This is a genomic window from Micromonospora chalcea (assembly GCF_002926165.1).
GTDB lineage: Bacteria > Actinomycetota > Actinomycetes > Mycobacteriales > Micromonosporaceae > Micromonospora > Micromonospora chalcea.
Window position 1 is genome coordinate 47546 of the sequence record NZ_MAGP01000106.1, and the last position, 24146, is coordinate 71691.

23 protein-coding genes and 1 pseudogene are annotated in these 24146 nt (G+C 71.5%); 4 read left to right on the forward strand and 20 right to left on the reverse strand.

Annotation, left to right across the window (positions count from 1 at the left end; genetic code table 11):
- Positions 1–2: 2 nt before the first annotated feature.
- From BAW75_RS12725 to BAW75_RS12740, 4 genes are read right to left on the reverse strand one after another with little or no spacing between them, the layout of a single operon-like run.
- A complete protein-coding gene (locus BAW75_RS12725; RefSeq protein ID WP_104113714.1) occupies positions 3–527 on the reverse strand; it encodes a gamma carbonic anhydrase family protein in 525 nt (174 codons plus the stop codon).
- Entirely contained in the window at positions 505–2289 is a 1785-nt protein-coding gene (locus tag BAW75_RS12730) for a CoA-transferase (RefSeq protein ID WP_104113715.1), read from the reverse strand. Before BAW75_RS12730 ends, BAW75_RS12725 begins: the two co-directional genes overlap by 23 nt.
- Entirely contained in the window at positions 2286–3479 is a 1194-nt protein-coding gene (locus BAW75_RS12735; protein ID WP_104113716.1) for a thiolase family protein, read from the reverse strand. Before BAW75_RS12735 ends, BAW75_RS12730 begins: the two co-directional genes overlap by 4 nt.
- Positions 3472–4788, reverse strand: coding sequence for a Zn-ribbon domain-containing OB-fold protein (locus BAW75_RS12740; RefSeq protein WP_146074834.1), 1317 nt, complete (start codon positions 4786–4788; stop codon positions 3472–3474). The genes BAW75_RS12735 and BAW75_RS12740 overlap by 8 nt, the downstream gene beginning before the upstream one ends.
- A 101-nt stretch (positions 4789–4889) precedes the next feature.
- Here BAW75_RS12740 and BAW75_RS12745 point away from each other — a divergent pair, with 101 nt between their 5' ends.
- Positions 4890–5948: a Gfo/Idh/MocA family protein gene (locus BAW75_RS12745; RefSeq protein WP_104113718.1), complete on the forward strand. Its 1059-nt coding sequence runs from the start codon at positions 4890–4892 to the stop codon at positions 5946–5948.
- Between the two features lie 102 nt (positions 5949–6050).
- Positions 6051–6740 carry a GntR family transcriptional regulator gene (locus tag BAW75_RS12750; RefSeq protein WP_104113719.1) on the forward strand — a complete coding sequence of 230 codons (690 nt, stop codon included), beginning with the start codon at positions 6051–6053 and terminating at the stop codon, positions 6738–6740.
- Positions 6741–6810: 70 nt separating this feature from the next.
- On the opposite strand, the gene BAW75_RS32590 is transcribed toward BAW75_RS12750, so the two are convergent.
- Positions 6811–7011 (reverse strand): hypothetical protein, encoded by a 201-nt coding sequence (locus tag BAW75_RS32590; RefSeq protein ID WP_208635240.1) that lies wholly within the window; start codon positions 7009–7011, stop codon positions 6811–6813.
- Positions 7012–7044: 33 nt separating this feature from the next.
- On the reverse strand, positions 7045–7245 hold the full coding sequence (locus BAW75_RS12760; protein WP_167435559.1) for a hypothetical protein: 201 nt from the start codon (positions 7243–7245) through the stop codon (positions 7045–7047).
- 1067 nt (positions 7246–8312) lie between these two features.
- Here BAW75_RS12760 and BAW75_RS12770 point away from each other — a divergent pair.
- Together BAW75_RS12770 and BAW75_RS12775 are read left to right on the forward strand one after the other, a co-directional pair.
- Positions 8313–9833, forward strand: a complete 1521-nt coding sequence (locus BAW75_RS12770) for an McrB family protein (protein ID WP_104113722.1) — start codon at positions 8313–8315, stop codon at positions 9831–9833.
- Complete coding sequence (locus tag BAW75_RS12775) at positions 9834–11009, forward strand: 5-methylcytosine restriction system specificity protein McrC (RefSeq protein WP_104113723.1); 1176 nt, start codon at positions 9834–9836, stop codon at positions 11007–11009.
- 324 nt (positions 11010–11333) lie between these two features.
- On the opposite strand, the gene BAW75_RS12780 is transcribed toward BAW75_RS12775, so the two are convergent.
- From BAW75_RS12780 to BAW75_RS12845, 14 genes and pseudogenes are all read right to left on the reverse strand, one after another.
- A complete protein-coding gene (locus BAW75_RS12780; RefSeq protein WP_208635241.1) occupies positions 11334–12386 on the reverse strand; it encodes an MBL fold metallo-hydrolase in 1053 nt (350 codons plus the stop codon).
- Between the two features lie 39 nt (positions 12387–12425).
- Positions 12426–13385 (reverse strand): electron transfer flavoprotein subunit alpha/FixB family protein, encoded by a 960-nt coding sequence (locus tag BAW75_RS12785; protein ID WP_104113725.1) that lies wholly within the window; start codon positions 13383–13385, stop codon positions 12426–12428.
- Between the two features lie 12 nt (positions 13386–13397).
- Positions 13398–14177: an electron transfer flavoprotein subunit beta/FixA family protein gene (locus BAW75_RS12790; protein ID WP_104113744.1), complete on the reverse strand. Its 780-nt coding sequence runs from the start codon at positions 14175–14177 to the stop codon at positions 13398–13400.
- Between the two features lie 8 nt (positions 14178–14185).
- On the reverse strand, positions 14186–15064 hold the full coding sequence (locus tag BAW75_RS12795) for an enoyl-CoA hydratase (RefSeq protein ID WP_104113726.1): 879 nt from the start codon (positions 15062–15064) through the stop codon (positions 14186–14188).
- 47 nt (positions 15065–15111) lie between these two features.
- Positions 15112–16128 carry an acyl-CoA dehydrogenase family protein gene (locus tag BAW75_RS12800; RefSeq protein ID WP_104113727.1) on the reverse strand — a complete coding sequence of 339 codons (1017 nt, stop codon included), beginning with the start codon at positions 16126–16128 and terminating at the stop codon, positions 15112–15114.
- Positions 16129–16134: 6 nt separating this feature from the next.
- Positions 16135–17274, reverse strand: coding sequence for an acyl-CoA dehydrogenase family protein (locus BAW75_RS12805; RefSeq protein WP_104113728.1), 1140 nt, complete (start codon positions 17272–17274; stop codon positions 16135–16137).
- A 1-nt stretch (position 17275) separates the two neighbouring features.
- Entirely contained in the window at positions 17276–18526 is a 1251-nt protein-coding gene (locus BAW75_RS12810; protein WP_104113745.1) for an acyl-CoA dehydrogenase family protein, read from the reverse strand.
- Between the two features lie 29 nt (positions 18527–18555).
- Complete coding sequence (locus BAW75_RS12815) at positions 18556–19530, reverse strand: NADPH:quinone oxidoreductase family protein (RefSeq protein WP_104113746.1); 975 nt, start codon at positions 19528–19530, stop codon at positions 18556–18558.
- A gap of 12 nt (positions 19531–19542) precedes the next feature.
- Complete coding sequence (locus BAW75_RS12820) at positions 19543–20331, reverse strand: enoyl-CoA hydratase family protein (protein ID WP_043324815.1); 789 nt, start codon at positions 20329–20331, stop codon at positions 19543–19545.
- Positions 20328–20837, reverse strand: a complete 510-nt coding sequence (locus BAW75_RS12825) for a MaoC/PaaZ C-terminal domain-containing protein (RefSeq protein ID WP_104113729.1) — start codon at positions 20835–20837, stop codon at positions 20328–20330. Before BAW75_RS12825 ends, BAW75_RS12820 begins: the two co-directional genes overlap by 4 nt.
- Positions 20834–21307: an FAS1-like dehydratase domain-containing protein gene (locus tag BAW75_RS12830; RefSeq protein WP_069090084.1), complete on the reverse strand. Its 474-nt coding sequence runs from the start codon at positions 21305–21307 to the stop codon at positions 20834–20836. The genes BAW75_RS12825 and BAW75_RS12830 overlap by 4 nt, the downstream gene beginning before the upstream one ends.
- Positions 21308–21367: 60 nt before the next feature.
- Positions 21368–22161 (reverse strand): annotated as a pseudogene (locus BAW75_RS12835) (SDR family oxidoreductase).
- A complete protein-coding gene (locus BAW75_RS12840) occupies positions 22158–23033 on the reverse strand; it encodes an SDR family NAD(P)-dependent oxidoreductase (RefSeq protein WP_104113731.1) in 876 nt (291 codons plus the stop codon). Before BAW75_RS12840 ends, BAW75_RS12835 begins: the two are co-directional and overlap by 4 nt.
- Positions 23034–23035: 2 nt before the next feature.
- Positions 23036–24133 (reverse strand): NAD(P)H-dependent flavin oxidoreductase, encoded by a 1098-nt coding sequence (locus tag BAW75_RS12845; protein WP_208635242.1) that lies wholly within the window; start codon positions 24131–24133, stop codon positions 23036–23038.
- Positions 24134–24146 lie beyond the last annotated feature (13 nt).

A 24146-nucleotide genomic window follows, 5' to 3' on the forward strand; every position in this document is an offset into this window, starting at 1 on the left:
GGCTAGGTGTCGATCCGCCGCAACTCGCGTCGGAAGCGGGCCGCGTTCTCGACGTAGGCGCGCACCGCGTGTGCCTGCCAGTCCTCCTGGCCGGCGGGCAGGTCGCGCAGGCGGGCCGGTACGCCGACCGCGAGCCGTCCGGGCGGCACCTCGGCGCCCTCCCGGACGAGCGCGCCGGCGGCCACCACGCTGCCGGCCCCGATCCGTACCCGGTTGAGCACGATCGAGCCCGAGCCGATCAGGCACCGGTCGGCGACCGTGCAGCCCTCCAGGTGCGCCAGGTGCCCGACGACGCAGTCGGCGCCGATCTCCGTGGGGTGGTCCGCCACGCTGTGCAGGACCGTTCCGTCCTGGACGGAGGTCCGGGCGCCGACCCGGATCACGCCGTAGTCGCCGCGCAGCACCGCGCCCGGCCACACGCTCGACTCCGGTCCCAGCTCCACCGAGCCGATCACGACGGCGTCCGGGTGCACGTACGCCGACGGGTCGATCCGCGGCGTCCGGTCACCGAGCGCGTACAGAGGCATCGCCGTCCGCCTTTCCGTGCAGCCGGCCGAGGAACGTCCGGGCCGGGTCGTACCGGCGCAACGCGGACAGCTCCGCGGACGTCGGATCCGGCTCGCGGGCGACGCCGCGGGCGATGTCGAGGTCCCAGCCGCAGCCGGCGCGCAGCCGCTCGACCGCCTCGGCGTCGGACTCGCCGGAGCGCGCGACGAACGCCGTCGCCACGAACCGTCCGTCCACCCGCTCCAGCACCCCGGCGGTGGAGACGACGGTACGGACACCGTGACCGGGCGACGTCACGTACGGCACCCGCCGGACCAGGCGGTGGCTGCCGTGCGCCACTGTCACCAGCACCTCCTCGGCCGAGGTCGCGATGTCGTTGGCGCCGCCGGAGCCCACGATGTAGCTGCCGTCCTCGGCGTACGTCGAATTGGTGTTGCCGTCGGCGTCGACCTGCCCGGCGCCGATCACGCCCAGCGACCGGGTGGCCGGCCCGCCGACGAACGCGCCGAGCACGGTGGCGACGTCGGTGAGCAGTGCGCACGTGGGCAGGTTGCGGTGCGCGAAGATGAACGGCTCGCCGGGGCGGGGGCGGTAGCCGAACATGCCGATCTCGGCCATCAGCTCCACGTCGGCGCCGACGGCCTGCAGGCCGGTGACCGCCAGCCACGAGGCCAGGTTGGCCTGGCCGACGCCGGCCAGGACCGCGTCGAAGTCCTGCTTGCGGACCCGCCCGGCGATCCGGCGGGCGGCCGTGACGACCATCGCCTCCGCGTCGGTCCACCGGACCGGCGGATCGGCCGCGGCGGTCAGCGTCGAGCGCCAGCCGTCCTCCTCGGCCTGGGCCCGCAGCGCGGCTATCCGGTTCGGCCCGAGTTTGGCCAGGTAGGCGTCGTGGTCGGCGGTGCCGAGCAGCCACTCGTCGATCCACCGGCGGAACTCGGCCGGGTCGTTGGACGCCCGCACCACCTCGGCCATGAACTCCTCGTCCGGCACGTAGCCGGCGACCCCGTCGAGGCCGGGGTTGAACAGCCCGTACGGGTGCGAGCCCAGGGGCACCTCGCAGACCGCGAGGACTGCGTGCGCCGGTACGCGCACGAGGGCCGCGTGCTCGCGGATCGTCTCGGTGTCGACGATGCGCTCGACGGAGGCGATCGCGCCGCGCCGAGCCGCGAGCGCGCCCCACGCCCCCTCGCCGTACGGCGCGGAGAGCACCACGTTGCCGGCCCGGTCGGCGGCCACGCCGTGCAGCAGCACCACGTCGGGCCGGAGAGCGGCGACGACACCGGACGGCGGCCCGCCGAACGGGTCGGCCACCTCGGCGAATCCGCGGCCGTGCAGCGCGGCGCCGAGGTCGCTGCCGGCGAGCGACCGGACGGGCAGGTGCGGCAGGCCCAGCGCGGCGGCCATGAGGCGGGCCGTCAGCGACCACAGCGACCAGCTCTCCACCTCGATCCGGCCCTCGCGCACCGCCCGCTGGAACGCCCGGTTCGGGCGGGGAGCGGGGAGGTTCTCGCCGGCGAACGAGGCCACCAGACGGTCGAGCACGCCGAGTTCGACGAGCGCGTGCTGGCTGCTGACCAGACCGGCGGTGACCAGCGTCAACCCGGCGGGCCGGCCGGCGAAACGGCGGACCAGCTGGTGCAGCGCCGCGTTGGGGCGGGCGTCGGCGTACGCGACGTGCACGACGTCGCCCGGGCGCACGTGCGTCTCGACCGCGGCCGCGAGCGTGCTGACCTTGTCCGGCGACCGTCCGTTCGGACCCGCGCCGGTCGCCGCCGTCACGCCGCCGCCCGCGCGGGACCGGCGTCGGTGACCACGGCGACGCAGGCCAGCGATCCCGGACCGCCGAGCGCGTGGGCCAGACCCGTGCGGGCGCCGGGCACCTGCCGAACGCCCGCGCGGCCCCACACCTGGTCGCACACGTCGACGACCATCCGTACGCCGGTCGCGCCGATCGGGTGCCCGCAGGCCTTGAGGCCGCCGCTGGTGTTGACCGGCAGCGCGCCGCCCGGCCCGGTGGCGCCGCTCAGCACCAGGTCACGCCCCTCCCCCTTGCCGCACAGTCCGAGGTCCTCGTAGTTGACCACTTCGGTGATCGTGAAGCAGTCGTGCAGTTCGACGACGTCGATCTCGTCGAACGGCCGGGTGACGCCCGCCTGCTCGTACGCGCTCGCGGCAGCCGACCGGGTGGACTCGAACCCCAGCAGGTCCGAGCGGGAGCTCGTGTTGGCGGTGAAGTACCCGAGGTCGTTGGACATCGCGATGCCGCTGATCGCGGCCGCCCGTCGACCGTGGGAGTCGGATTCGCGCACCAGGACCAGCGCCGCCGCGCCGTCGGTGGTCGGGCAGGCGTCGAGCAGGCCGATCGGGCCCGACAGCGGCGGTGCCGCCTCCACCTGTTCCGCCGAGACGGCCCGGCGGAAGTGGGCCCGGGGGTTGAGCTCACCGTATGCGTGGTTCTTCATCGCGACCGCCGTCATCGCCGGTCGCGGGTCCCCGTAGACGGCCCGGTACCGCTCGGCGACCAGCCCGAAGATGCCCGGTGCCGTCCGGCCCTTGCTGAGCACCGGATGACCGCGGTTGACGTGCTGCATGACGAGGCTGCCGCGGGGGCCCACGTCGCGCATCTTCTCGGCGCCGACGACCAGCGCGACGTCGCACGTGTGCGCGCGCAGGGCGGCCACGGCCTGCCGGATGGCGTCCAGTCCGGACGCGCAGTACGCGGCGACCCGGGTGACCGGCCGTCCGTGCATGCCGATCGGCTCGGCCAGCGACGTGCCGGCGTTGCCCTCGTCGGAGTAGGTGTAGGCGAACGCGGTGCCGAGCCAGGCCGCGTCGACGTCGGCGAGCGTGATGCCGGCGTCGGCGGTGACCGCACGCACCACGTCCCGGACGAGGTCGGCGTAGCCGCGGTCGAAGAACTCGCCGAACTTCGTGCTCGCCGCGCCGATGGCGACGACGTCTTCACCCATCGAGATCGACCTTCCAGAAGTAGTGCGGCAGGCCGGATGCGGTGTGCAGCCGGCGGAGCACGAGCCGGACCCGGTCGCCGACGGCGAGCCGGCGTGGCACGTCGCGAACCGCCTGCCCGAAGAAGCGGCCGCCGCCGTCGAGGTCCACCACGACCATCTGCACCGGGTCGGACGAGTCGAAGAGGTGGTCGACCGAGTGGGTCGCCACGACGCCCGTGCGCCGCAACGGCCGGTCGGCGACCTCGAACGACCCGCACAGCTCGCAGACGCCGGCTCGCGGGAACCCGATGCCGCCGCAGTCGGAGCATCGATAGCCGGTGGGTCCGAGCAGGGCCGGCATCTCCCGCCAGAGCTCGGCCGGCGACGTCCACGGCCCGGGTGCTTCGGTGGCGCGACCGTGCCAGGCGGCGAGGCCGTACGCCTTCGTGCCGCGCGCCGCGCTCGCGGCCGGCTCCGCGGGTTTCTCCGCGGCGTCGGTGCCCGCGGTGAGGACCGCGCCGCCGCCGCCCCAGCCGAGGTCGAGGACGGCCACCGCGCCGTCTGGTCCGGCGGCGCGCAGCCGGTCGAGCGCGGTGAGCAGCGCGTGCGCGGCCGAGGCGCCGGGGCCTCCCGTGCCGCCGCCGGCCTGCCACACCGAGGGCACCTCCCACCGCTTGGCCCAGCGCGCGCCGCGCAGCCGGGTGCCGCACGTGACGACGACACCGGCGAGGTCGGCGGTGGTCCGTCCGGCGGCCTTGAGCAAGTCGGCGAGCAGCGCGTCGCCCTCGACCGCGACGAGCGCCTCCTCGACGAACCGCGCGTCCTGCTGGTCCGGTGCCGGACCGGTACGCCACCTGTCGAAGGTCAGCGTGTGACGGGCGGCGACCGCGGCCACCCGGGCCACCCGTGGCGGGCCGAAGCGGACGGCGGCCGCGGCGGAGGCCGTCGCCGGCGCGCCGGCCCCGGCCGGGCGGCGGTGGTCGACCAGCAGGCCCAGGCCGGGCTGCGCCAGCCGGGCGGCGAGCGCCAGCAGGTCCGGCGCCCCCGCGTCGGGCGCGAGCGGAATCACTGCCGCCGGCTCCCCGAGCACGCCGTTGGACCGGGCGTGCGCCACGAGCGCCCGCGTCTCGATGTCACTGTCGGGCACGCGAAGCAGTACCGGGCCCTCCGCCTCGACACGGGGCAGGCCGGTCAGCGACTCCCACATGAGAGTGAACGCGTCCTCGTCCGGGCCGGGCACCGAGACGTCAGGCGAGCTCGCTGTCTCGCGCGTCAGGTAGTCGTCGAGCCGGTATGCCGGCACGTATCCGGAGACATCGGCAATCCCCACCTCATGCACGCTCGGCCCCTGTCCGTCGTGATCGGTCGTGGGCAGACTGTATACCGAATCCCGGATACGGGCAACGGAAAATGGCGCTAGGGTGTCGTCCCATGACAGACGTTCTCGGTGTGGGCCTGGTGGGTCTCAGCGCGAAGGGCGGCTGGGCCGCACGGGCCCACCTGCCGGCGCTCGCCGCGGTGCCCGGCTATGAGCTGCGGGCGCTCGCGGCCAGCGACGCCACCGCGGCGGCCGAGGCCGCGCGACGGTACGGCGTCCCCCGGGCGTACGCCACCGTCGAGGACCTGGCGGCCGACGAAGGTGTCGACCTGATCGTCGTCGCCGTGCGGGCCGACCGGCACCGGGCCTGCCTGCTGCCGGCGCTCGCGGCCGGCAAACCCGTGCTCTGCGAATGGCCGCTGGGCACCGGCCTCGCCGAAGCCGAGGAACTCGCCGCCGCCGCGCGCGGGACGCGCACCGCCGTCGGTCTCCAGGCCCGGTCGGCGGCGCCGATCCGGTACCTGCGCGACCTGATCGCCGACGGCTACGTCGGCCGGGTGCTGTCGACCACGATGACCGGCGCCGGCGGGCTGTGGGGACCGACCTACGGCTCGTACGCCGCCTACACCCTCGACCCCGCGTACGGAGCGACGCTGCTGTCCGTGCCGTTCGGACACGCCGTCGACGCCCTGTGCGCCGTCCTCGGTGAGCTGCGCCCGGTACGCGCGCTGACCGCCAACCGGCTACCCCGGGTACGCCACGCCCGCACCGGCGAGATCGCGGAGAAACGCACCGACGACCAGGTCGTGGCGGTCGGGCTCGTCGACGACGACGCCGTGGCGACCGTCCACTACCGGGGCGGACCGGCACGCGGCGACGGACTCCGCTGGGAGATCACCGGGACCTCGGGCGAACTGCTCGTGACCTGCCCCGGGCACCTGCAACACGGCCCCGTCCGCATCCGCGGCGGGCGGGACGACGACCGCGAGCTCACCGACCTGCCCGTCCCGGCCCGCTACGACCGCTCATCCGGCCTGGCCGCGCCGGCCGGTCCGGTCGCCGAGGCGTACGCCCTGCTGGCGGCCGGCGACGGCGCCGTACCGGACTTCGAGCACGCGGTCCGCCGGCATCGCATGCTCACCGACATCGCCGAATCCGGTCGAGCCGGATAGGCCGTGTCGGGCCATACTCGCCCCATTGGGCATGGCAAATTCGTGAATCCTCCCCGGCACCGGATACCGTGCACACGTTCACCACGTGAGAGAGGCGGACAGGTGGGCATCGACAGCAGCGCCAGCGCCCGAGCGGTGATCCAGCGAGATCCGTTGGGCACCCAGATCGCGGCCGCCCTCCGGCAGGACATCTTCTTCGGCCGGCTGCTGCCCGGCACACGACTGTCGCAACAGGAACTCTGCGAGCACTTCGGCACGAGCCGCATGCCCGTGCGTGACGCCCTGCGCGAGCTGGTCTACGACGGCCTGCTCGAACTCGACGGCGGCCGCCACACAGTCGTCGCGCCGCTGAACAAGGCCGACCTGCGCGACTCGTTCCTCATCGAGGGCATGCTCAACGGGCTCGCCGCGCGGCGGGCGATCGAGTTCGCCACCGAGGCGGACTACGCGGTCCTCGAAGACCTGCACCGGCGCATGGAGAGCTACCACGAGAACTCCGAACGCACCAACCTCGCCGACCTCAACTGGCAGTTCCACCGGCACATCAACAAGCTTTCCGGATCCCGCAAACTGATGGCCGCGATCAGGGTGGTTTCGCTGAACGTGCCGCGCGACTACCTGCTCGAAGTGCCGCAGTGGAGGAAGCGTTCGAACGCCGACCACGAGGGAATTCTCGCGGCGATGCGGGCAGGCGACGCGGAACGGGTCGAGCACATGATGACCGACCATCTGGTCAGCTCGGCCGAAGGGCTCATCGAATACCTGACGTCCAAAGGCGTGCGTCTCACGTAGTGCCCGTCGGCCGGCACGAGCCTCGATCCGCCGTATGACAGCGGCATCGCGTATCGGCCCTCGCGCCGATTCACTGACCGTGGCTCGCCCGCGTTCGCCACTCGTCCAGGCGCGTACCGGCGATGCGGGCGCCGTCGGCGGGAACCAGCGAGCGTTCGGCCACCGCGGCACCGGTCAGCGCCTCCGCCACTCCTTCGCCGGTCAGCGTGTTCACGCCGGTCTTCGGCGACGCCGCCACCGCTTCGTGGCCCTGGGCATCGAGGATCTTCACGAGCTTGGAGCCGATGTCGTCGCGCCGGAGGCCCTACCCGCCAGAGGCGTCGCCCCGGTCGGCCTCCGTGAAGCGTGGGAGCAGCGGCCAGACAGGGGTGAACATCTCGTCCTGCCAGCCCGGTCCCAGCGCTCGGCTGACATTGACGTACACCGGCCCGTGGGACGTGTTCAATCGCCAGTTGTCCCATTGGTCCAGATCGTGCTCAGCAAACCGCGCCAGCAAGCGGAACATGGTTGCCACTTCGGAGTCGGTGAGCGGGCCTCCTGGCTGGTCTCCCATCTCAGCAGAGTGTCACCAGCGGGCCGATCGCACCAGGCCGGAGCCCGGCGTCGGCAAAGCGCGCGCCGGTCGGCGGCCGATCCAAAGCTCCGGTCGCGGACATGCTGTGGCCGGCAGTCGCGTCGCTGCGGGCGAGGCGGTGCGGGGGGTGCCGGGAGCTGCTGGCCGAGTTCGCCGTACGAGAGGCGCGGGCCGCCGCAGACCGGGAACGGGAGGCGTACCCGCGAGTGCAGCAGGAGCGGTTGCGGCTGGCGCGGGAGTTCCAAGATGCGGTCGCGCACCCGATAGCGGCGGTGAACGTGCAGACGGGAGTGCCTGTGGCCGCCTTCGACCAGCGTCCAGACGCGGCGCGCGGCGTTGGCTCAGGCACGGGCATCCAGCCGGGACGCCCTGCGTGAGCTGCGGACCACGGCGGCGCTGCTGCGCCACGCGGTGCCCGGTGACTCGACCGATCCCGCCCCGCGCCTTGGCCAGCTCGATGAGCTCTGGCGCGACTGCCCGGTGGTGGCAGTGGAGTCAATGGGCTCGACACCGCCCTGCCGATCTACTATTCGCCCCGACACGGGATTGACGTCGGCCACACCCCATCGGCGGCGCCGACCTGCGGTTGGCCTACGTGTATCGACGTCGGGCCGGCACACGTGAACCCACGCGCGTGGCCCAGCGCGCTCGACTGCGACCCGGTCGAGGACCTGCTGCGGCCGGCGGAGGTGAGCGAGAATGCCGCCAGGCTCCGAGGGGACGGACAGCGAAGCGCGAGGCGCTTGCGGCCGCGACAGAATTTGCTGCTGACAGTTTCGACCTGATGGAGACACGCTTCAGCTGCCCCGAGTAGGGCCAGTGAGTCGGCAACCCGCGGATCCATCAGTTGATGCCCGATGTCAGGCCGATGCGAGGTGGCTTTCATCAAGCCAGTCCCGGAGCCCCCGTCGGCGGGGTCTGCGCGTTCGGGCAGCGGGCGTAGGCTTCTCGCTGACGCCGCCAATTCGTAGTGCGCCCACTGGATCGCAGGGAGAGCGATGGGGAACGATACCCAGTCAGCACTTGGCACGACACCCCAATCGCTAGCCGAGGTTCGGGAGATCTTCGGCGAGCGGTTCGTGGCGGCACGCGTCGAGGCCGAGGCGGATGCCCGCGACCTACTCGACAAACGCGCTGGCTCCATGAGCGTCGACGAGGCATTGCAGCTGGGGCGGCTGTTCAACCGGCATGAGAAGACCGGCCAGGTGCGCCTGGACCGGTTTTCGCCCGGCTTCGCCGGGGCCGTGATGAACAAGCTGACCGAAGACATCGACCGGTTCAACCGCGTAGTCGCGGAGCTGTGGTCCTCTCCGGCCGACGAGGCATTGGCGTTGCTCGGCCGCATGTTCACCGACCGTTCGGTGCTGCCCGGTGCAGGCTCGTCGTTGCCGAGCATGCTGCTGTATCTACGCGATCCGGAGCAGTTCGGGGTCTGTATCAATGCCACGATGAAGGGCCTCGCTCACGTATCCGGCAAGACGTTCCGAGCGGACGGTCAGGTCGGCTACGAGCGATTCTGTCAGGCCCTGCGGATGTGGCGTGAACAGTATGGTGTCGCGCCACAAGAAGCGGACGCGGTGCTCACAAACATCATGCGGGCCGCCACCGCACCAAGCGTCGCAGGGCCCGTTGCCAAAACAGCGACGGTTATCGACGTTCCTCCGAGCGGACGACTCACCGTTGAACAGGTGGCAGACCAGTGCTTCCTGCCCGTGGAGCAGATCGACAAATGGGTTGCGGCGCTACACGGACCGATGCGTCAAGCGGTGTTCTTCGGGCCCCCTGGGACCGGGAAGACGTGGGTCGCTTTGAAGCTTGCCCATCACCTCGCGACCTCGCCCGACCATGTCGAACTCGTGCAGTTCCACCCGGCATACTCTTACGAAGACTTCGTCGAAGGCCTGCGGCCCGACTTGGCCGACGGCGGCGCCCTGCGCTACACCCCGCGCGATGGGGTGTTCTTGAAGCTGTGCGAGCGGGCACGCAAGGGCCCACCCGATGACGTGTTCGTGCTCGTCATCGACGAGATGAACCGAGCTGACCTTGCTGCCGTCTTCGGTGAGCTGCTCTTCCTGCTCGAGTACCGGGCTGTCAAACCAGCAGTGCTGCCGTACTCGCAACGGCAGTTCTCGGTGCCGCCCAACGTCATCATCCTCGGGACCATGAACACGGCAGACCGCAGCCTCGCACTCGTTGACTTCGCCCTGCGCCGCAGGTTCAACGCCTTCCACCTGCACCCCAGCGATGACGTTCTCACCAGGTGGTCCAGCGTACGCTCCGACGTGGACGCCGACCTGCTGCTCGGCATGTTCCGGATGATCCGCGACCGAGTTGGTCGCCAGTCACCGGTCAGCCCTGGCCACTCGTACTGGATGGTCGAGCAGATCGACGCCGCAACAGCCGAGACCATCTGGTCCTACCAGCTGTACCCGTACCTGGCAGAGCACTGGTTCGAGCGGCCAGAAGATCTGGACCGGTTGGACGTCGATATCCGCGCCCTCATCGCCGAGCGAAGCTGAATGCTGCACCTGCGCGAATACAAGGTCAGCCGGGTCGCGCTCACCGAGCGGGAAGCCGGCGAACTGGGACGGCTGACCCGCGGCTCGGCGGCCCGACGGGACGAGCCCCGGATCATCCAGCAGATCCTGCCGTCTGGGGAGCCCGGGCTCTATGACGTGCAACCAGGGCCGTACGTTGGACGATTCACGCTCGGTTCCCTGCGCACGGTCGACATCGCCAGCCGCTTTCCATTCGCGGATCTCCGTGAGCTGCTGCAGCTTGCCACACGCCCGCCCGTGCTGCTACGCGACACCGCAGCCGCTGGCAGCGCCGGCCGTGGCCTGGTCGATCTCATCGCCACCGCTTTCGCTCGGGAGACAGAGCGCCTGGTCGGATTTGGCTTAGCCAAGGAGTACCAAGCTCGAACCTTCACCCGATCGCCCTACCCTGGCAGCCCCGATGTGACTACCCACCTCGCCAAGTATCTCGGGCGCCCCGATCGCCTGGTAACCAAGGCCAAGCGCCTGACCCAGGACATTCAGCTCAACCAGACCATCGCCGCCGCGCACCGAGTGCTCCTACAGCAGCACTACCCCGATCAGGCGCTGTCGGCCCGGCTGCGAGCACTCAGCCCATGCCTCGCGTCGATCTCGCAAGTCGCAGACCCTCAACGACTGATGCAGCGCCGCCCGACCTTCATACCGTCGCGATACCAAAAAGCCTACGCGCTGGCATTGCTCGTCCTCGCCGGCCAAACCGTGCTTCCGACCGCCGCCGGTGCCTCCGGCGTCACGGTCCTGTTCAACATGACGAAGGTCTGGGAGACCTACGTCGGCCACTGGCTCGCGAACCAACTACCAGCCGGACACCGAATTTCAGCTCAACACCCCGTGGCGCTCACCGACGACCCACAGCCCATGACCGCGTACGCGGACTTCGTCATCCTCGACGAACAGCACAAGCCCGTGGCGGTGTACGACGCCAAGTACCGGCACTGGCAGGCCAAACCGAAGGCCGACGAGCTCTACCAGCTGAGTACCTACGCCCGCCGACTCCACGTGCAGCGAGCTGCACTGCTCTACCCGGGCCATGAAGGCCAAGGCAGCCACGTCACCGTCGGCGACCTCTGGATCGCCACGATAGGCGTGCCGGTTCTCAGCTCAGCGCTCGCTGCCGCCCAGACTCACGGCGGCTGAGTCAGCTCAAGCGCCACAGCCAACTCCGGCGCAGCACCCGGCCCACACCTCTTCCAAGTGGAGGTCGAAAGCCGCCGCCCGCTCATCCGGCGATTGTGCTACGTCAGGCCGCTCATGGAGGAGGTCGTGCGTGCTGCGATTTACGGACTCGACCACTTCGCCAACGCGGTCTCCCGAACCAGCAGTCCGGGCCGTTCAGGCAACAGCTACATGTCGGAGCCGCTGGCAGCCCGGAGGTCCATGGTCATCATCGGTGCCGGATTGCAGCTGGCACCCCGCGCTTACGCCCACCGCGGCCGGCTCCAACGGGATTGTCCAGAGCAATCACGCCGGTGCGTAGCGGCGCACTCCGTCGACGTCGGCAGCCTTCAGCCGCCCCTGCGCCACCAGCAGGTCGAGGTGGGCGGCCGTCTCGGTGACGGCGAGCATCTGGTTGAACAGGTCCAGGTCGGCGAAGGCACGCTCCCGCCTGGTCCAGGTCAGTTGACCCGCCGCCTCGTAAGCCGTCGTCGCGTCACGCACGACCTCGCACGCCTGGTCGAGTCGCTTCGCGTGATGGTGCAGGAGTTCGTCGACGCGCGCGTGGACACTCGGGCCGACCGGGCCGTGCGCGGGCAGCATCCGCTGGTCGGGCAGAGACCGGACCAACCGCAACGAATCCAGGTAGTCCCCGAGTGGCAGCGCCGCGGCCGCCGCCTCGAAGCCGATGGACGGCGTGATGTGCGGAAGGACGTGGTCGCCGGTGAACATCAGCTCCGCGTCGCGATCGAGGAAGACGACGTGCCCACGGGTGTGTCCAGGGGTCGCCATCACCCGCAGGGTCCTGGTCGGTAGGACGACGTCGGTCCCCCCGGTCAGCCAGTCGTCCGGCGCCGCCCAGTCCGTCGGATCATGCCGCGCCGACTCGGCCCGCGCGCGCAGCGCTTCGACGATCTCGCCCGCACCGCATCGCATCAGCGCCTGCCAGTGTTCGGACATCGGCCGATGACCGGGAGTCGACAGCTCGCGGATAGAGGGTTCCTCGCCCTCGCCGAGGCTCACCGTGGTGCCGAACTCGCGCCGTACGGCCACCGCCATCGCGTAGTGGTCGCGGTGCACGTGCGTCACGAGGAACCGACGTACGTCCGCAAGGCCCGCGCCCAGTGCAGCCAGGGCCGCGTCCAGTGTCTGCCGGGCCGCCGTGATGGCCCAGCCCGAGTCGACCAGCACGAGGCCGTCGTCACCGGCCAGGGCGTACACGTTCACCGATCGCAGACCGTCCTGCGGTAGCGGCAGCGGAATGCGGTACACCCCGGCGGCCACCTCGAACACGCCCGGACGCGTCCAGTCCGACGTCACGTCATCGGGCTCGACCCGCATCGCTGCTGCCCCCACCATTCGCCGTCCTCCATCCAGAGCATGACCGACACGACTGTGTCACTTGCGCTTGCGGATCTCCTCGGCGGCCTGGGGGACGACCTTGAACAGGTCGCCGACCACGCCGTAGTCGGCGAGTTCGAAGATCGGCGCTTCGGCGTCCTTGTTGACCGCTACGATGGTCTTCGAGGTCTGCATGCCGGCCCGGTGCTGGATCGCCCCGGAGATACCCAGCGCGACATACAGCTGCGGAGTGACCGTCTTGCCGGTCTGGCCGACCTGGAACTGGTGCGGGTAGTAGCCGGAGTCGACTGCCGCGCGGGACGCGCCGACCGCGCCGCCGAGCAGGTCGGCGATCTCCTCGACCAGCTTGAAGTTGTCCGCGTTACCGACACCCCGCCCGCCGGACACGACGACCGACGCCTCGGTCAGCTCGGGGCGGGAGCCCTTCTGCTCGGCGACCCGCTCCACGACCTTGGCGAGCTTGTCGGTGTCGGTGACCGACACGGTGAGCTGCTCCACCGCCGGGCTGGCCGCGGCCGGGACCGGGTTCAGCGAGTTCGGCCGGACGGTGACCAGCGGCAGGCCCTTGGTGACCTTCGCCTTCACGATCGTGGACCCGGCGAACGCCACCTGCGTGGCGGTGCCGTCCGCGGCCAGGCCGACCACGTCGGTCAGGATGCCGTTGTCCAGCTTGACCGCCAGGCGGGCGGCGATCTCCTTGCCCTCCTGCGACGAGGCGAGCAGCACCGCCGCCGGCTGCACCCGCGCGACGAGGTCGGCGACCACAGTCGCCTTGGGGGCCACCAGGTAGCCGTCGATCTCCTCACCCTCGGCCACGTAGATCTTCTCCGCCCCGTACTCGCCGAGCTTGGCGCTCAGCGCCTGCGCGGCGCCGGCGCCACCGAGGACGACCGCGCTCGGGGTGCCCAGCTCGCGGGCGAGGGTGAGCATCTCGAGGGTGACCTTCTTGACGCCGAACTCCCGGGTGGCTTCGACGACGACGAGAACCTCAGACATGTCAGCGACCTCTCACACGAACTTCTCGGAGGCGAGGAACTCGACCAGCTTCACGCCGCCCTCGCCCTCGTCGGTGATCTTCTCGCCGCCCGAACGCGGCGGGCGCTTCAAGTGCTCCACCACCGCGCTGGTCGCGCCGTCGAAGCCCACCTCCGCCGGGGCCACGCCCAGGTCGCCCAGGGAGAGCGTCTGCACCGGCTTCTTCTTCGCCGCCATGATGCCCTTGAACGACGGGTACCGCGGCTCGTTGATCGTGTCCCAGACGGAGACCACAGCCGGGGTCGAGGCGGTCACCACCTCGTAGCCCTCCTCAGTCTGCCGCTCCACCGTCAGCGTCGAGCCGTCGACGGTGAGCTTGCGCGCGCCGGTCAGCGCGGCCACACCCAGCCGCTCGGCGATCATGTGCGGCATCACCTGCACCCGCCCGTCGGTCGACTCCGCACCGCACAGAACCAGATCGGCGCCCAACTGACCGAGCGCGGCGGCGAGGACCTTCGAGGTCGCCACCGCGCAGGAACCGTGCAGCGCGCCATCCACCACATGCACGGCCTTGTCCGGGCCCATCGACAGCGCCTTACGGATCGACTCGGTCGCCCGGTCCGGACCCATCGTCAGGATGGTGACCTCACCACCATGCGCTTCCTTGATCTTCAACGCCTCTTCGATGGCGTACTCGTCCATCTCATTGATGACGTTGTTCGCCGAACCGCGGTCGACGGTGTTGTCGTCAGAACGCAGGCTGCGGTCCGCGCCCGAATCAGGCACCTGCTTGACGAGTACGACGATATTCATCGCTTCGATCACCCTTCCTGTCTCGCGGCGTCACGCATGCTCCGGGCGTCCTGGCCACCGAGGGAGTCAATGCCCACCTCGGCATTGTGCGCGTGCGCGACGTGGTGCAGCCCGAACACCGAATCCATTCCGTCCCGCAGGCCCATGAGGTCCTCGGCCTGGTTGACCGCCTTCTTGGTCAGCGCGAGACCCAGACGCGGCATCTGCGCGATCCGTGCGGCGAGCCCCATGACCTCCGCCTCGAGCTCGTCTCTGGCGACCACCCGGTTGACCATGCCGAGCTCGGCGGCGCGCGCCGCCGGCATCCGGTCGCCGGTGAAGAGAAACTCCTTGGCGAAGCGCGGACCCAGCACCCACGGGTGGGCGAAGTACTCGACGCCGGGGATCCCCATGCGGACGACCGGATCGGCGAAGAACGCGTCGTCCGAGGCGACGATCAGGTCGCACGACCAGGCGAGCATGAGGCCCCCGGCGATGCACGCTCCCTGCACCATCGCGATCATCGGCTTGGGCAGCTCACGCCAGCGGCGGCACATCCCGAGGTACACCTCGGACTCCCGGGCGAACCGGCTGTCGGCCCCGGCCTTGCCCACATGGTCCCACCACAGTCCGGCCCGCCTGTCGAACGACGAGTCGATGTCCCGGCCCGGCGTACCGATGTCGTGGCCGGCCGAGAAGTGCTTCCCCGCGCCCGCCAGGACGATGACCTTCACCTCGTCGTCCGCGGCCGCGCGGTAGAACGCGTCGTCGAGCGCGTAGGTCATCGCCGAGTTCTGCGCGTTGCGGTACTCCGGCCGGTTCATCGTCACGACGGCCACCGGCCCCCGCGTCTCGTACCGGACGACCTCCGCCGCCGCCTGCGGGTCCACGCCGCTGGTCTCGCTCATCTGGATCTCCTTCTCACGGGTCGGTGTACGTCGTGCGGGGCCGGCGGTCAGGACGCGGGGCGCACGCCGGTCAGGCCGACACCGAGGTCGTCCAGCAGAGCCGCCCGGTGCCAGGCGGCGCTGCCCCACGACGACTCCAGAGCCCACGACCGCTTGAGGAACAGGTGCAGGTCGTACTCGGTTGTGTAACCGATCGCGCCGTGGCACTGCAGGGCGGCCCGGCCCACGACGTGCGCCGCCTCGGACGCCAGCGCCTTGGCCGTCGCCAGGGCGCGCAGCCGGCCCGGAAGGCCCGCGGCCAGCTCGAACCCGGCCGTCGCCACCACCGGTACGGCGAACTCCAGGTGCAGCAGCGCCGTGGCGAGGTGGTGCTTGACCGCCTGGAAGCTGCCGATCGGCACCCCGAACTGCTCCCGGGTGCGGACGTGCTCGACAGTGAGGTCGAGCATCCGCCGGGACAGCCCGATGAGCTCGGCCGAGGTCGCCAGCACCCCGCGCTCCCAGGCCAGCCGCACCACCTGCGGGTCGTCCACCGCCGCCACGAGCCGCGCGCCTGCGTACCCGGTCAGGTCCAGCGCGACGTCCACCGACGGCGACGTCGAGACCGCCGCGTCGGACACGTCGAGAATCTCGATGCGCCCCGTCCCACCGAAGCCGCCACGCAGCACCAGGTCGACACCGGAACCGAACGCGACATGCCCGGTCTCCGCAGGGTCGGCGCCGACCGTGAGGCCCCCCTCGACGAGCTTCGCCAGCAGGTCCGGAGCGCCCGCGGCGAGCACCGCCGGGGCGACCGCGAGGGTCGCCGTGAGCGGCAGCGGCGCGGCGGCGTACCCGATCTGCGCGAAGACCGACACGAGGTGGTTCTCGTCCAGGCCCAGCCCGCCGTCGTCCTCGGCCACGAGCAGCCCCGCAACGCCGAGACCGGCCAGGCTCTCGGCCAGTGCGGCCACCTGCGCCGATCCGGCTCCGGCGCGTACCGTCTGCGGCGGGCACCGGTCGGTGAGCACCTGACGGACGACCGCCTCCAGCTCCCGCTGCTCGTCACTCGGAGCGAAACGCACGCCTGATCACCTCCTCGGCAGACCGAGCAGGCGCTCGGCGATGATGTTGCGCTGGATCTCGTTGGTGCCCGCGTAGATCGGGCCCGACAGCGAGAACTGGTAGCCGCGGGTCCACGGCCCGTCGACGAGCGCGTCCGGGCCGAGCAGTTCCAGCGCCGTCTCGTGCAACGCGATGTCCAGCTCGGACCAGAAGACCTTGTTGAGGCTCGAACGTGCGCCGGCCGGACGACCCTCGACGATGTCGGTGACCTGAGCCAGCGTGAACTGCTGGTAGGCGTGCGCCTGCATCCACGAGCGCGCCACCCGGTCGCGGAGCAGGTCGGTCGCCGCCTCGCCCCGCTCGCCCGCGAGCGCCACGAGCGCGGCTGCCGCCTTGAGGAAACGCCCCGGTGAGCGCAGCGTCAGTCCCCGCTCCGAGCCGGTCGTCGACATCGCGACCGACCAGCCCTGGTCGACGCCGCCGAGGACCGCCGAGTCCGGTAAGAACGCGTTCTCGAAGAACACGTCGGCGAAGCCCTCGTCACCGTCGAGCCGGTCGAACCCGCGCACCGTCACGCCCGGGGTGTCCAGCGGCACGAGGAAGTACGTCAGTCCGCGGTGCCGCTGCGCCTGCGGATCGGTACGGAACAGCCCGAACAGGTGGGTGCAGAACGCGCCCCGGGTCGACCAGGTCTTCTGCCCGCTCAGGCGCCACCCGCCGGCCTGCTCGTCCCGTACCGCCCGGGAGCTGATCCCGGCCAGGTCGCTGCCCGCGCCCGGCTCGGACCAGCCCTGGGCCCACAGGTCCTGCGCCGCCGCCATCCGCGGCAGCAGCTCGTCCTGCTGCTGCTTCGTGCCGAACTCGAAGATCGTCGGGGCCAGCAGGAAGATGCCGTTCTGCGTCACCCGCTGCGGCGCGCCGGCCCGGTAGTACTCCTCCTCGAAGATGAGCCACTGCCAGATCGAGGCCTCGCGGCCGCCGTACTCCTGCGGCCACGACACGACCGACCACCGGTCCGCGTGCAGTGCCCGCTCCCACTCCAGGTGGGCGGCGAAGCCCGCCGCGGTGTCGCCGGAGGGCAGCGGCTGCCGCGGCACGTTCGCGGTGAGCCAGTCGCGGGCCTCCGCACGGAACTGCTCGTCCTGCTCCGACCAGGTCAGATCCATCTCAATCCCGTCCCGTCCCGGCGGAAACCGTCGGCGGCGTGTCGCGGTAGCGACGCAGTTGCGTGCGCGCCACCGTGCGCAGGTGCACCTCGTCCGGGCCGTCGGCGATGCCGAGGATGCGGGCGCTGGCCCACATCCGGGCGATCGGGAAGTCGTCGGTGACCCCGCCGCCGCCGTGTGCCTGGATCGAACGGTCCAGCACGTTGCGGGCGACCCGGGGCGCGACGACCTTGATCGCGGCGATCTCGGTCGCGGCGCCCTGGATCCCGACCTGGTCGATGAGCCACGCCGCCTTGAGCACGAGCAGGCGCGCCTGCTCGATCTCCATGCGGGACTCGGCGATCCAGTTCCGCACCACGCCCTGGTCGGAGATCGGACCGCCGAACGCCTCGCGGGCCGTCGTCCGGCGCACCATCAGCTCGAGGCCCCGCTCGGCCATGCCGACGCAGCGCATCGCGTGGTGGATGCGGCCCGGGCCGAGGCGGGCCTGGGCGATGGCGAAACCCTCGCCCTCGGCGCCGAGCAGGTTCGTCACCGGCACCCGCACGTCGTCGAACCGGATCTCGCAGTGGCCGTGCTGGTCGTGGTAACCGAAGATCGGCAGCGAGCGCAGAATCGTCACCCCGGGGGTGTCGACCGGTACGAGGATCATGGACTGCTGCCGGTAGACGGCCGCCTGCGGGTCCGTCTTGCCCATCAGCACGAGGATGGCGCAGCGTGGGTCGGCGGCGCCGGTCGTCCACCACTTGCGTCCGTTGATGACGTACTCGTCGCCGTCACGCACGATCGAGGTGGCGATGTTGCGTGCGTCGGAGGAGGCCACGTCCGGCTCGGTCATCGAGAAGCCGGAGCGCATCGTGCCCTCGAGCAACGGGGTCAGCCACCGCTGCTTCTGCTCGGGCGTGCCGAACATGTGCAGCAGCTCCATGTTGCCGGTGTCCGGCGCGGCACAGTTGATCGCCTCGGGGGCCAGGTAGGGCGAGCGTCCGGTCTCCTCGGCCAGGTAGGCGTACTCGACGTTGGTGAGGCCGGACAGGTCGGGCAGGAAGAGGTTCCACAGCCCCAGCGTGCGCGCCGTCGCCTTCAGCTCCTCGACGACCGGCGGCAGGACGTGGGACACCCCGCCGTTCTCGCGGGCCGCGGCGGCGAGCTGGGCGGCGTACACCTTCTCGGCGGGGTAGACGTGCTCGGTCATGAACGTGCGCAACGTCGCGAGCAGTTCGCTCGCGCGCGGGCCGGGGCCGAGGTCCATCCGGGTCAGGTCGGTCGCGTCAGCCACCGTCACTCCTTGCCTGTGCTCGTGCGGAGGGCGATCTTGCCGCGCGCGCCACGGTTCAGCACCGTGCCGAGCGCGCGGGCGGCCTCCTCCAGCGGGAAGACCTCGCTGACGTGCGGCCTCAGCCGGCCGGCGGCGATCCACTCCAGCACCGTCGTCATGTTGGCGGCGTTCGCCGCCGGGTCGCGCCTTGCCCAGGCGCCCCAGAGGACCCCCAGCACCGCGCCCTCGGTGAGCAGCAGCCGGTTCAGCTTGACCTGCGGGATCGTGCCCGCCGCGTAGCCGACGGTGAGGAACCTCCCGGCCCACGCGAGGGCGCGCAGCGCCGCGGTGGCGGCGTCGCCACCGACGGGGTCGTAGACGACGTCGGCGCCGGCGTCGCCGGTCAGCGCGCGCACCGTCGCGGTCAGGTCGTCGTAGCCGATGGCGTGGTCGGCGCCGTGCGTCAGGCACAGCTCACGCTTGTCCTCGCTCGACGCGGCCGCGATCACCGTCGCGCCGAGGGCCTTGCCGATCTGCACGGCGGTGAGGCCGACGCCACCGGAGGCGCCGAGCACGAGCAGCGTCTCGCCGGCGGCGAGGCGGGCCCGGTCGACGAGGCCGTGGTAGGACGTGCCGTAGACCACGGGGATCGTACTCGCCTCGACGAGGTCGACGCCGTCGGGCAACGGGTGGACCATGCGCGCGTCGACGAGCACCTGGGTGGCGTAGCCGCCGATGCCGCAGAAGCCGACGACGCGGGTGCCGACGGGTGGGCCGGTCACCCCGTCGCCGAGCGCCGCGACCGTGCCGGCGACCTCGCAGCCGGGCACGAACGGCAGCTCCGGCTTGGTCTGGTAGGTGCCGGCGACGATGAGGCCGTCGGGAAAGTTCACCCCGGCGCCGGCGACGTCGACGAGCACCTGCCCCGGTCCGGGCTGCGGCTGCGGCCCGTCGGTGACCGTGAGCACCTCGGGACCGCCGAGCTCGCGCACCACCATCGACCGCACGGCTCAGCCCTCGCTGCCCGGGCGCGCCGCCTTGTCGGTGCCGGCGAACTCGTCGCGGATCCGGTCGGCGACTCCGGTGAGGTTGAGCTCGAAGGTGAAGCCCTGCTCGAAGCGGTAGCTGCGGTTGACGTCCCACAGGTCGATGCCGTTGAGCGAGGCCTTGGCGGCGCGGATCACCGTGGGGTCCTTCTCGGCGATGCTGGTCGCGACGGCGAGCGCCGTCGCGCGCAACCGTTCCCGGGGTACGACGCTGTGCACCGAGCCGTACGCGTGCAGCTCCTGGGCGGTGGCGGTGGCCGAGGTGTAGACCATGGCGCGCATCCGGTGCTGGGGCACCATCCGGGACAGGTGGGTGGCCGCGCCGAGGGCGCCGCGGTCCACCTCGGGCAGGCCGAAGGTGGCGTCGTCGGAGGCGACGATGACGTCGGAGTTGCCGACCAGGCCGATGCCGCCGCCGAGGCAGAAGCCGTGGACGGCGGTGACGACCGGGACGGGGCACTCGTAGACGGCCTTGAACGCGGCGTAGCAGCCGCGGTTGGCGCCGAGTAGCGCGGTGAAGCCGTCGGTGTGCTGCATCTCCTTGATGTCGACGCCGGCGTTGAAGCCGCGGCCCTCGGCGCGCAGCAGCACGACCCGCACCGACTCGTCGGCGCCGGCGGCGTCGAGGGCGGCGGCGAGCGCGAACCAGCCGGCCACCGGCAGCGCGTTGACCGGCGGGTTGTCCACGACGATCTCGGCGATCCCGTCGGCGTGCACGGTCGTCGTCACCGACGGGTGGCTCGTGGGGTTCATCCCTGCTCCTCGGTGGTCTCGGGCCGCTCGCCGGCCTCGACGGCGGCGTCGAGGGGCAGGACGAATGTCGCCCACGCGGTGACGGCCTTGTCGCCGCTCTGCCGCCGGCAGGTCAGCTCGACGTCGACGCGGCCCTCACGGCCGTCCTCGCTCTCGAGCACGTAGGTGCGCAGCGGAACGCCGTCGAGGGTGAGGACGTCGCCGGGCCACACCTGGGCCAGGAACCGGATGCGGAAGTCCCGCACGTTGGGGCCGCCGAGCCAGTCGGTGGCGTAGGTGCCGAGCAGGCTGGCCTGCCACATGCCCACCGAGAAGGGGCTGGGGAACCCGGCCGCCTTGGCGAAGACCTCGTCGTGGTGGATCGGGTTCATGTCGCCCGAGGCGCCCTGGTAGCGGACGAAGTCGGTGCGGGTCACCGGGCCGTACGTGCGCGCCGGAGGGGTCGCCGGGACGGGCAGGGCGACCTCGGTCGTACGGGGACCGGCGGTGGCCGTCGTGTCGCTCATGCGGACGCTCCGTCCTGTGCCGCGTCCCCGGTGGCCGGCGGGCGGGCCGTCTCGACACCGGTGAGCTTGGCGCGGGCGACGAGACGCCCGGTCTCGTCGTGGAAGTCGGTGTACATCACGGCGAACGTCATCTCCCCGCCGCGACGCCCCACCTTGGTGTAGATCTCGCCGATGCGCGACTGGCAGGTGAGCCGGGTGCCGGCGCGGGGCGGCTCGCCGAAGAAGGTGTACTGCTGCTCGGCGTGCAGGCCGCGCTGCTGGTCGAGCTCGACCGCGGACCACGGGTTGGAGTCCTCGCCCTGCCAGAAGAACGTCGTGGTGAGGAACGTCGGCTGTACGACCGGGTTCTCCTCCCGCAGGTAGTCCGCGTCAGCCGCGCCGGTGGCCAGCGCGAACTCGCGGATCTTGCCGCGTTCGACGTCGAGCCGGAAGGGGGCGCCGGTGACGCCCTGCGCGTCGGGGTTGGCCACGACGTGCTCCTTTCGTTGGTCCGCTGCGAGCCGGCACGGTCGCCGGCGCGCAGCGGGTGGTCACGGGTGCTGGCTCGAGACGGACACGACCTCGCCGGTCATGTACGACGAGTAGTCACTGGCGAGGAAGACGATCACGTTGGCGATCTCCCACGGCGTCGCGGCCCGGCCGAACGCCTCCTGGGCCGAGAGCTGGGCGAGCAGCTCGTCGCTGGTCACCTTGGCCAGATGGGCGTGCATCGCGATGCTCGGGGACACCGCGTTGACCCGGATGCCGTGCTCGGCGACGTCGAGGGCCGCGCAGCGGGTCAGCGCCATGACTCCGGCCTTGGCCGCGGCGTAGTGCGCCTGCCCCTTCTGGGCGCGCCAGCCGATGACGGAGGCGTTGTTCACGATGACCCCCTTGCCGGCCGGGATCATGTGCCGCAGCACCGACCGGGTCGCCTTGAACGTCGAGGTCAGGGTCACCGACAGGACGGAGTCCCACTGTTCGTCGGTCATGTCCTGCACCGTCGCGGTGCCGCCGAGGCCGGCGTTGTTGACGAGCACGTCGATGCCGCCGAACTCGGCGGCGACGGTGTCCATGAGGTGGTCGAGCTGGGCCTGGTCGGTGACGTCGCAGGGCACCGCGAGCGGCCGGGTCCCGGTGAGGCGCTCGATCTCGTCGGCCGACGCGGCGAGGCGGCGCTCGTGGCGGTCGCTGACGGCGACACGCGCGCCTTCCTCTGCGGCGCGGCGCGCCGTGGCGAAGCCGATGCCGGTGCCGGCCGCGGCGGTGACGAGCACCGAACGCCCGGAGAGCAGCCCGTGGGCCGGGCCGGCCCAGTCGGCGACGTCGGTGTGACCGGTGTCAGACACGGGCGGCCATCTCCTTCGCGATCTCCTCGACGGTCCAGCGGGCACCCTTGTCGATCGTCCAGTCGTAACTCCACGGCGCGCAGCGGCGGATCTCGCCGCCCTTGGCGTAGTACACCTCGCCGGTCACCGGCACGTCGGCGGTGAGCAGCCAGGCGACGAGCGGGGAGACGTTGCCCGGGTGGTAGACGTCGAACACGGCGGGGTCGGCCGGGGCGGCGACCATCTCGCCGACGCCGGGCAGGTCCTGGGTCATCCGGGTACGCGCGACCGGGACGATCGCGTTGACGCGTACGCCGTAGCGGCTGATCTCCTGGGCGAGGATGACGGTGAGGGCGGCGATGCCGGCCTTGCCCGCGCCGTAGTTCGTCTGCCCGACGGCGCCGATGATGCCCGAGGTCGACGAGACGTTGACGATCGAGGCGACCGGCTGGTTGCCGGCCTTGGACTCGGTGCGCCAGTGGTCGGCGAACACCCGGCACGGCGCGAACGTCGCGCGGAGCTGGCCACGGATGACCGCGTCCCAGTCGTCCTCGCTCATGTTGACGAACATCCGGTCCCGCAGGATGCCGGCGTTGTTGACGAGGCCGTCGACGCGTCCGTAGGTGTCGCGGGCGAGCGCGAGCAGCTCGCGGGCGCCCTCGGTGGTGGCGACGTCCGCGGTGCTGGCCACGGCCCGCCCGCCGGCGTTCGTGATCTCGGCGGCGACGGCCTCGACGACAGAGGGGTCGCTGCCGGTGCCGTCGGCGGCGGCGCCGGTGTCGGCGACGACGACCGAGGCGCCTTCGGCGGCGGCGAGCAGGGCGTGCTCACGGCCGAGGCCGCGGCCGGCACCGGTGACGACGACGACGCGTCCCTGCAGTGCTCCCATGACTACTCCTCCTTGTGCCCGGCCGGGGTCGACGCGACCGGCGCGGGCACGCCGAGCCGGTCGAGGGTCCGGGTGGCCTCGTCGATGATGCGGTCGATGAGCTCGGCGACGCTCGGGACGTCGTCGATCAGTCCGACGACCTGGCCGGTGGCCATGACGCCGAGGTCGGTCCTGCCCTCCAGCAGGGCCGACCGGTAGAGCATCGGAGCGTTTGCCGCCATGACGACCTGGCTCCACGTCAGGTCGTGGGCCTTGCGCATGGCCAGGCCCTCGCGGACCATGCCGCCCCACGGCGTGCCGGACAGCTTCTGGAAGGCGAAGGCGTTGCGTACGGCCCGAAGCAGCCGGCCGGCGGCGGAGGTGCGCTCCATCTCGTCAATCGTGCCGGCGCGCAGCACGCGCTGCGGCACACCGTCGACCTGCAGGGTCAGCACGGTGTCGTTGACCGTCTTGGACAGGTAGACGTCCTTCACCGACGGCTGCACCGGCGAGTCGCTGGTGAGCAGGAAGCGGGTGCCCATGGCGACACCCTCGGCGCCGTAGGCGAGCGCGGCGACGAGGCCGCGGCCGTCGAAGAAGCCGCCGGCCCCGATGACCGGGATGTCGACGGCGTCGACGACCTGAGGCAGCAGCAGGCTGGTGGGCACCCCGCCGGTGTGGCCGCCGCCCTCACCACCCTGCACGATGACGGCGTCGGCGCCCCACGCGGCGACCTTCTCGGCGTGGCGGCGCGCGCCGATCGACGGTACGACGACGAGGCCGGCATCCTTGCACCTGGCGATGAGTTCCTGCTTGGGGGCCAGCGCGAAGGACGCGACCTTGACGCCGGCCGAGATGAGCAGGTCGATGCGCTTGACGACGTCCGGCTGGTCGGCACGGATGTTGACGCCGAACGGCGCGTCCGTGCCGGCCTGGATCTGCTCGACGGCCTCCACGAGCTCGTCGTAGGAGAGCAGGCCGGCCGCGAGGATGCCCAGTCCACCGGCGTTGGCCGTCGCGGTGGTCAGACGTACGTCGGAGACGTAGCCCATGCCGGTCTGGACGATCGGGTACCGCACCCCGAACAGGTCGGTCGCCCGGGTACGCAGCGTCGGGTGCATCCCGCGGCCCTGA

Bases quoted from the DNA above. Each gene is read 5' to 3' on its own strand.
- BAW75_RS12725 (WP_104113714.1), bottom strand. From the start codon at position 527: ATGCCTCTGTACGCGCTCGGTGACCGGACGCCGCGGATCGACCCGTCG.
- BAW75_RS12735 (WP_104113716.1), bottom strand. From the start codon at position 3,479: ATGGGTGAAGACGTCGTCGCCATCGGCGCGGCGAGCACGAAGTTCGGC.
- BAW75_RS12745 (WP_104113718.1), top strand. From the start codon at position 4,890: ATGACAGACGTTCTCGGTGTGGGCCTGGTGGGTCTCAGCGCGAAGGGC.
- BAW75_RS12760 (WP_167435559.1), bottom strand. From the start codon at position 7,245: ATGTTCCGCTTGCTGGCGCGGTTTGCTGAGCACGATCTGGACCAATGG.
- BAW75_RS12770 (WP_104113722.1), top strand. From the start codon at position 8,313: ATGGGGAACGATACCCAGTCAGCACTTGGCACGACACCCCAATCGCTA.
- BAW75_RS12775 (WP_104113723.1), top strand. From the start codon at position 9,834: ATGCTGCACCTGCGCGAATACAAGGTCAGCCGGGTCGCGCTCACCGAG.
- BAW75_RS12780 (WP_208635241.1), bottom strand. From the start codon at position 12,386: ATGGTGGGGGCAGCAGCGATGCGGGTCGAGCCCGATGACGTGACGTCG.
- BAW75_RS12785 (WP_104113725.1), bottom strand. From the start codon at position 13,385: ATGTCTGAGGTTCTCGTCGTCGTCGAAGCCACCCGGGAGTTCGGCGTC.
- BAW75_RS12790 (WP_104113744.1), bottom strand. From the start codon at position 14,177: ATGAATATCGTCGTACTCGTCAAGCAGGTGCCTGATTCGGGCGCGGAC.
- BAW75_RS12795 (WP_104113726.1), bottom strand. From the start codon at position 15,064: ATGAGCGAGACCAGCGGCGTGGACCCGCAGGCGGCGGCGGAGGTCGTC.
- BAW75_RS12805 (WP_104113728.1), bottom strand. From the start codon at position 17,274: ATGGATCTGACCTGGTCGGAGCAGGACGAGCAGTTCCGTGCGGAGGCC.
- BAW75_RS12810 (WP_104113745.1), bottom strand. From the start codon at position 18,526: ATGGACCTCGGCCCCGGCCCGCGCGCGAGCGAACTGCTCGCGACGTTG.
- BAW75_RS12815 (WP_104113746.1), bottom strand. From the start codon at position 19,530: ATGGTGGTGCGCGAGCTCGGCGGTCCCGAGGTGCTCACGGTCACCGAC.
- BAW75_RS12820 (WP_043324815.1), bottom strand. From the start codon at position 20,331: ATGAACCCCACGAGCCACCCGTCGGTGACGACGACCGTGCACGCCGAC.
- BAW75_RS12825 (WP_104113729.1), bottom strand. From the start codon at position 20,837: ATGAGCGACACGACGGCCACCGCCGGTCCCCGTACGACCGAGGTCGCC.
- BAW75_RS12840 (WP_104113731.1), bottom strand. From the start codon at position 23,033: ATGGGAGCACTGCAGGGACGCGTCGTCGTCGTCACCGGTGCCGGCCGC.
- BAW75_RS12845 (WP_208635242.1), bottom strand. From the start codon at position 24,133: ATGCACCCGACGCTGCGTACCCGGGCGACCGACCTGTTCGGGGTGCGG.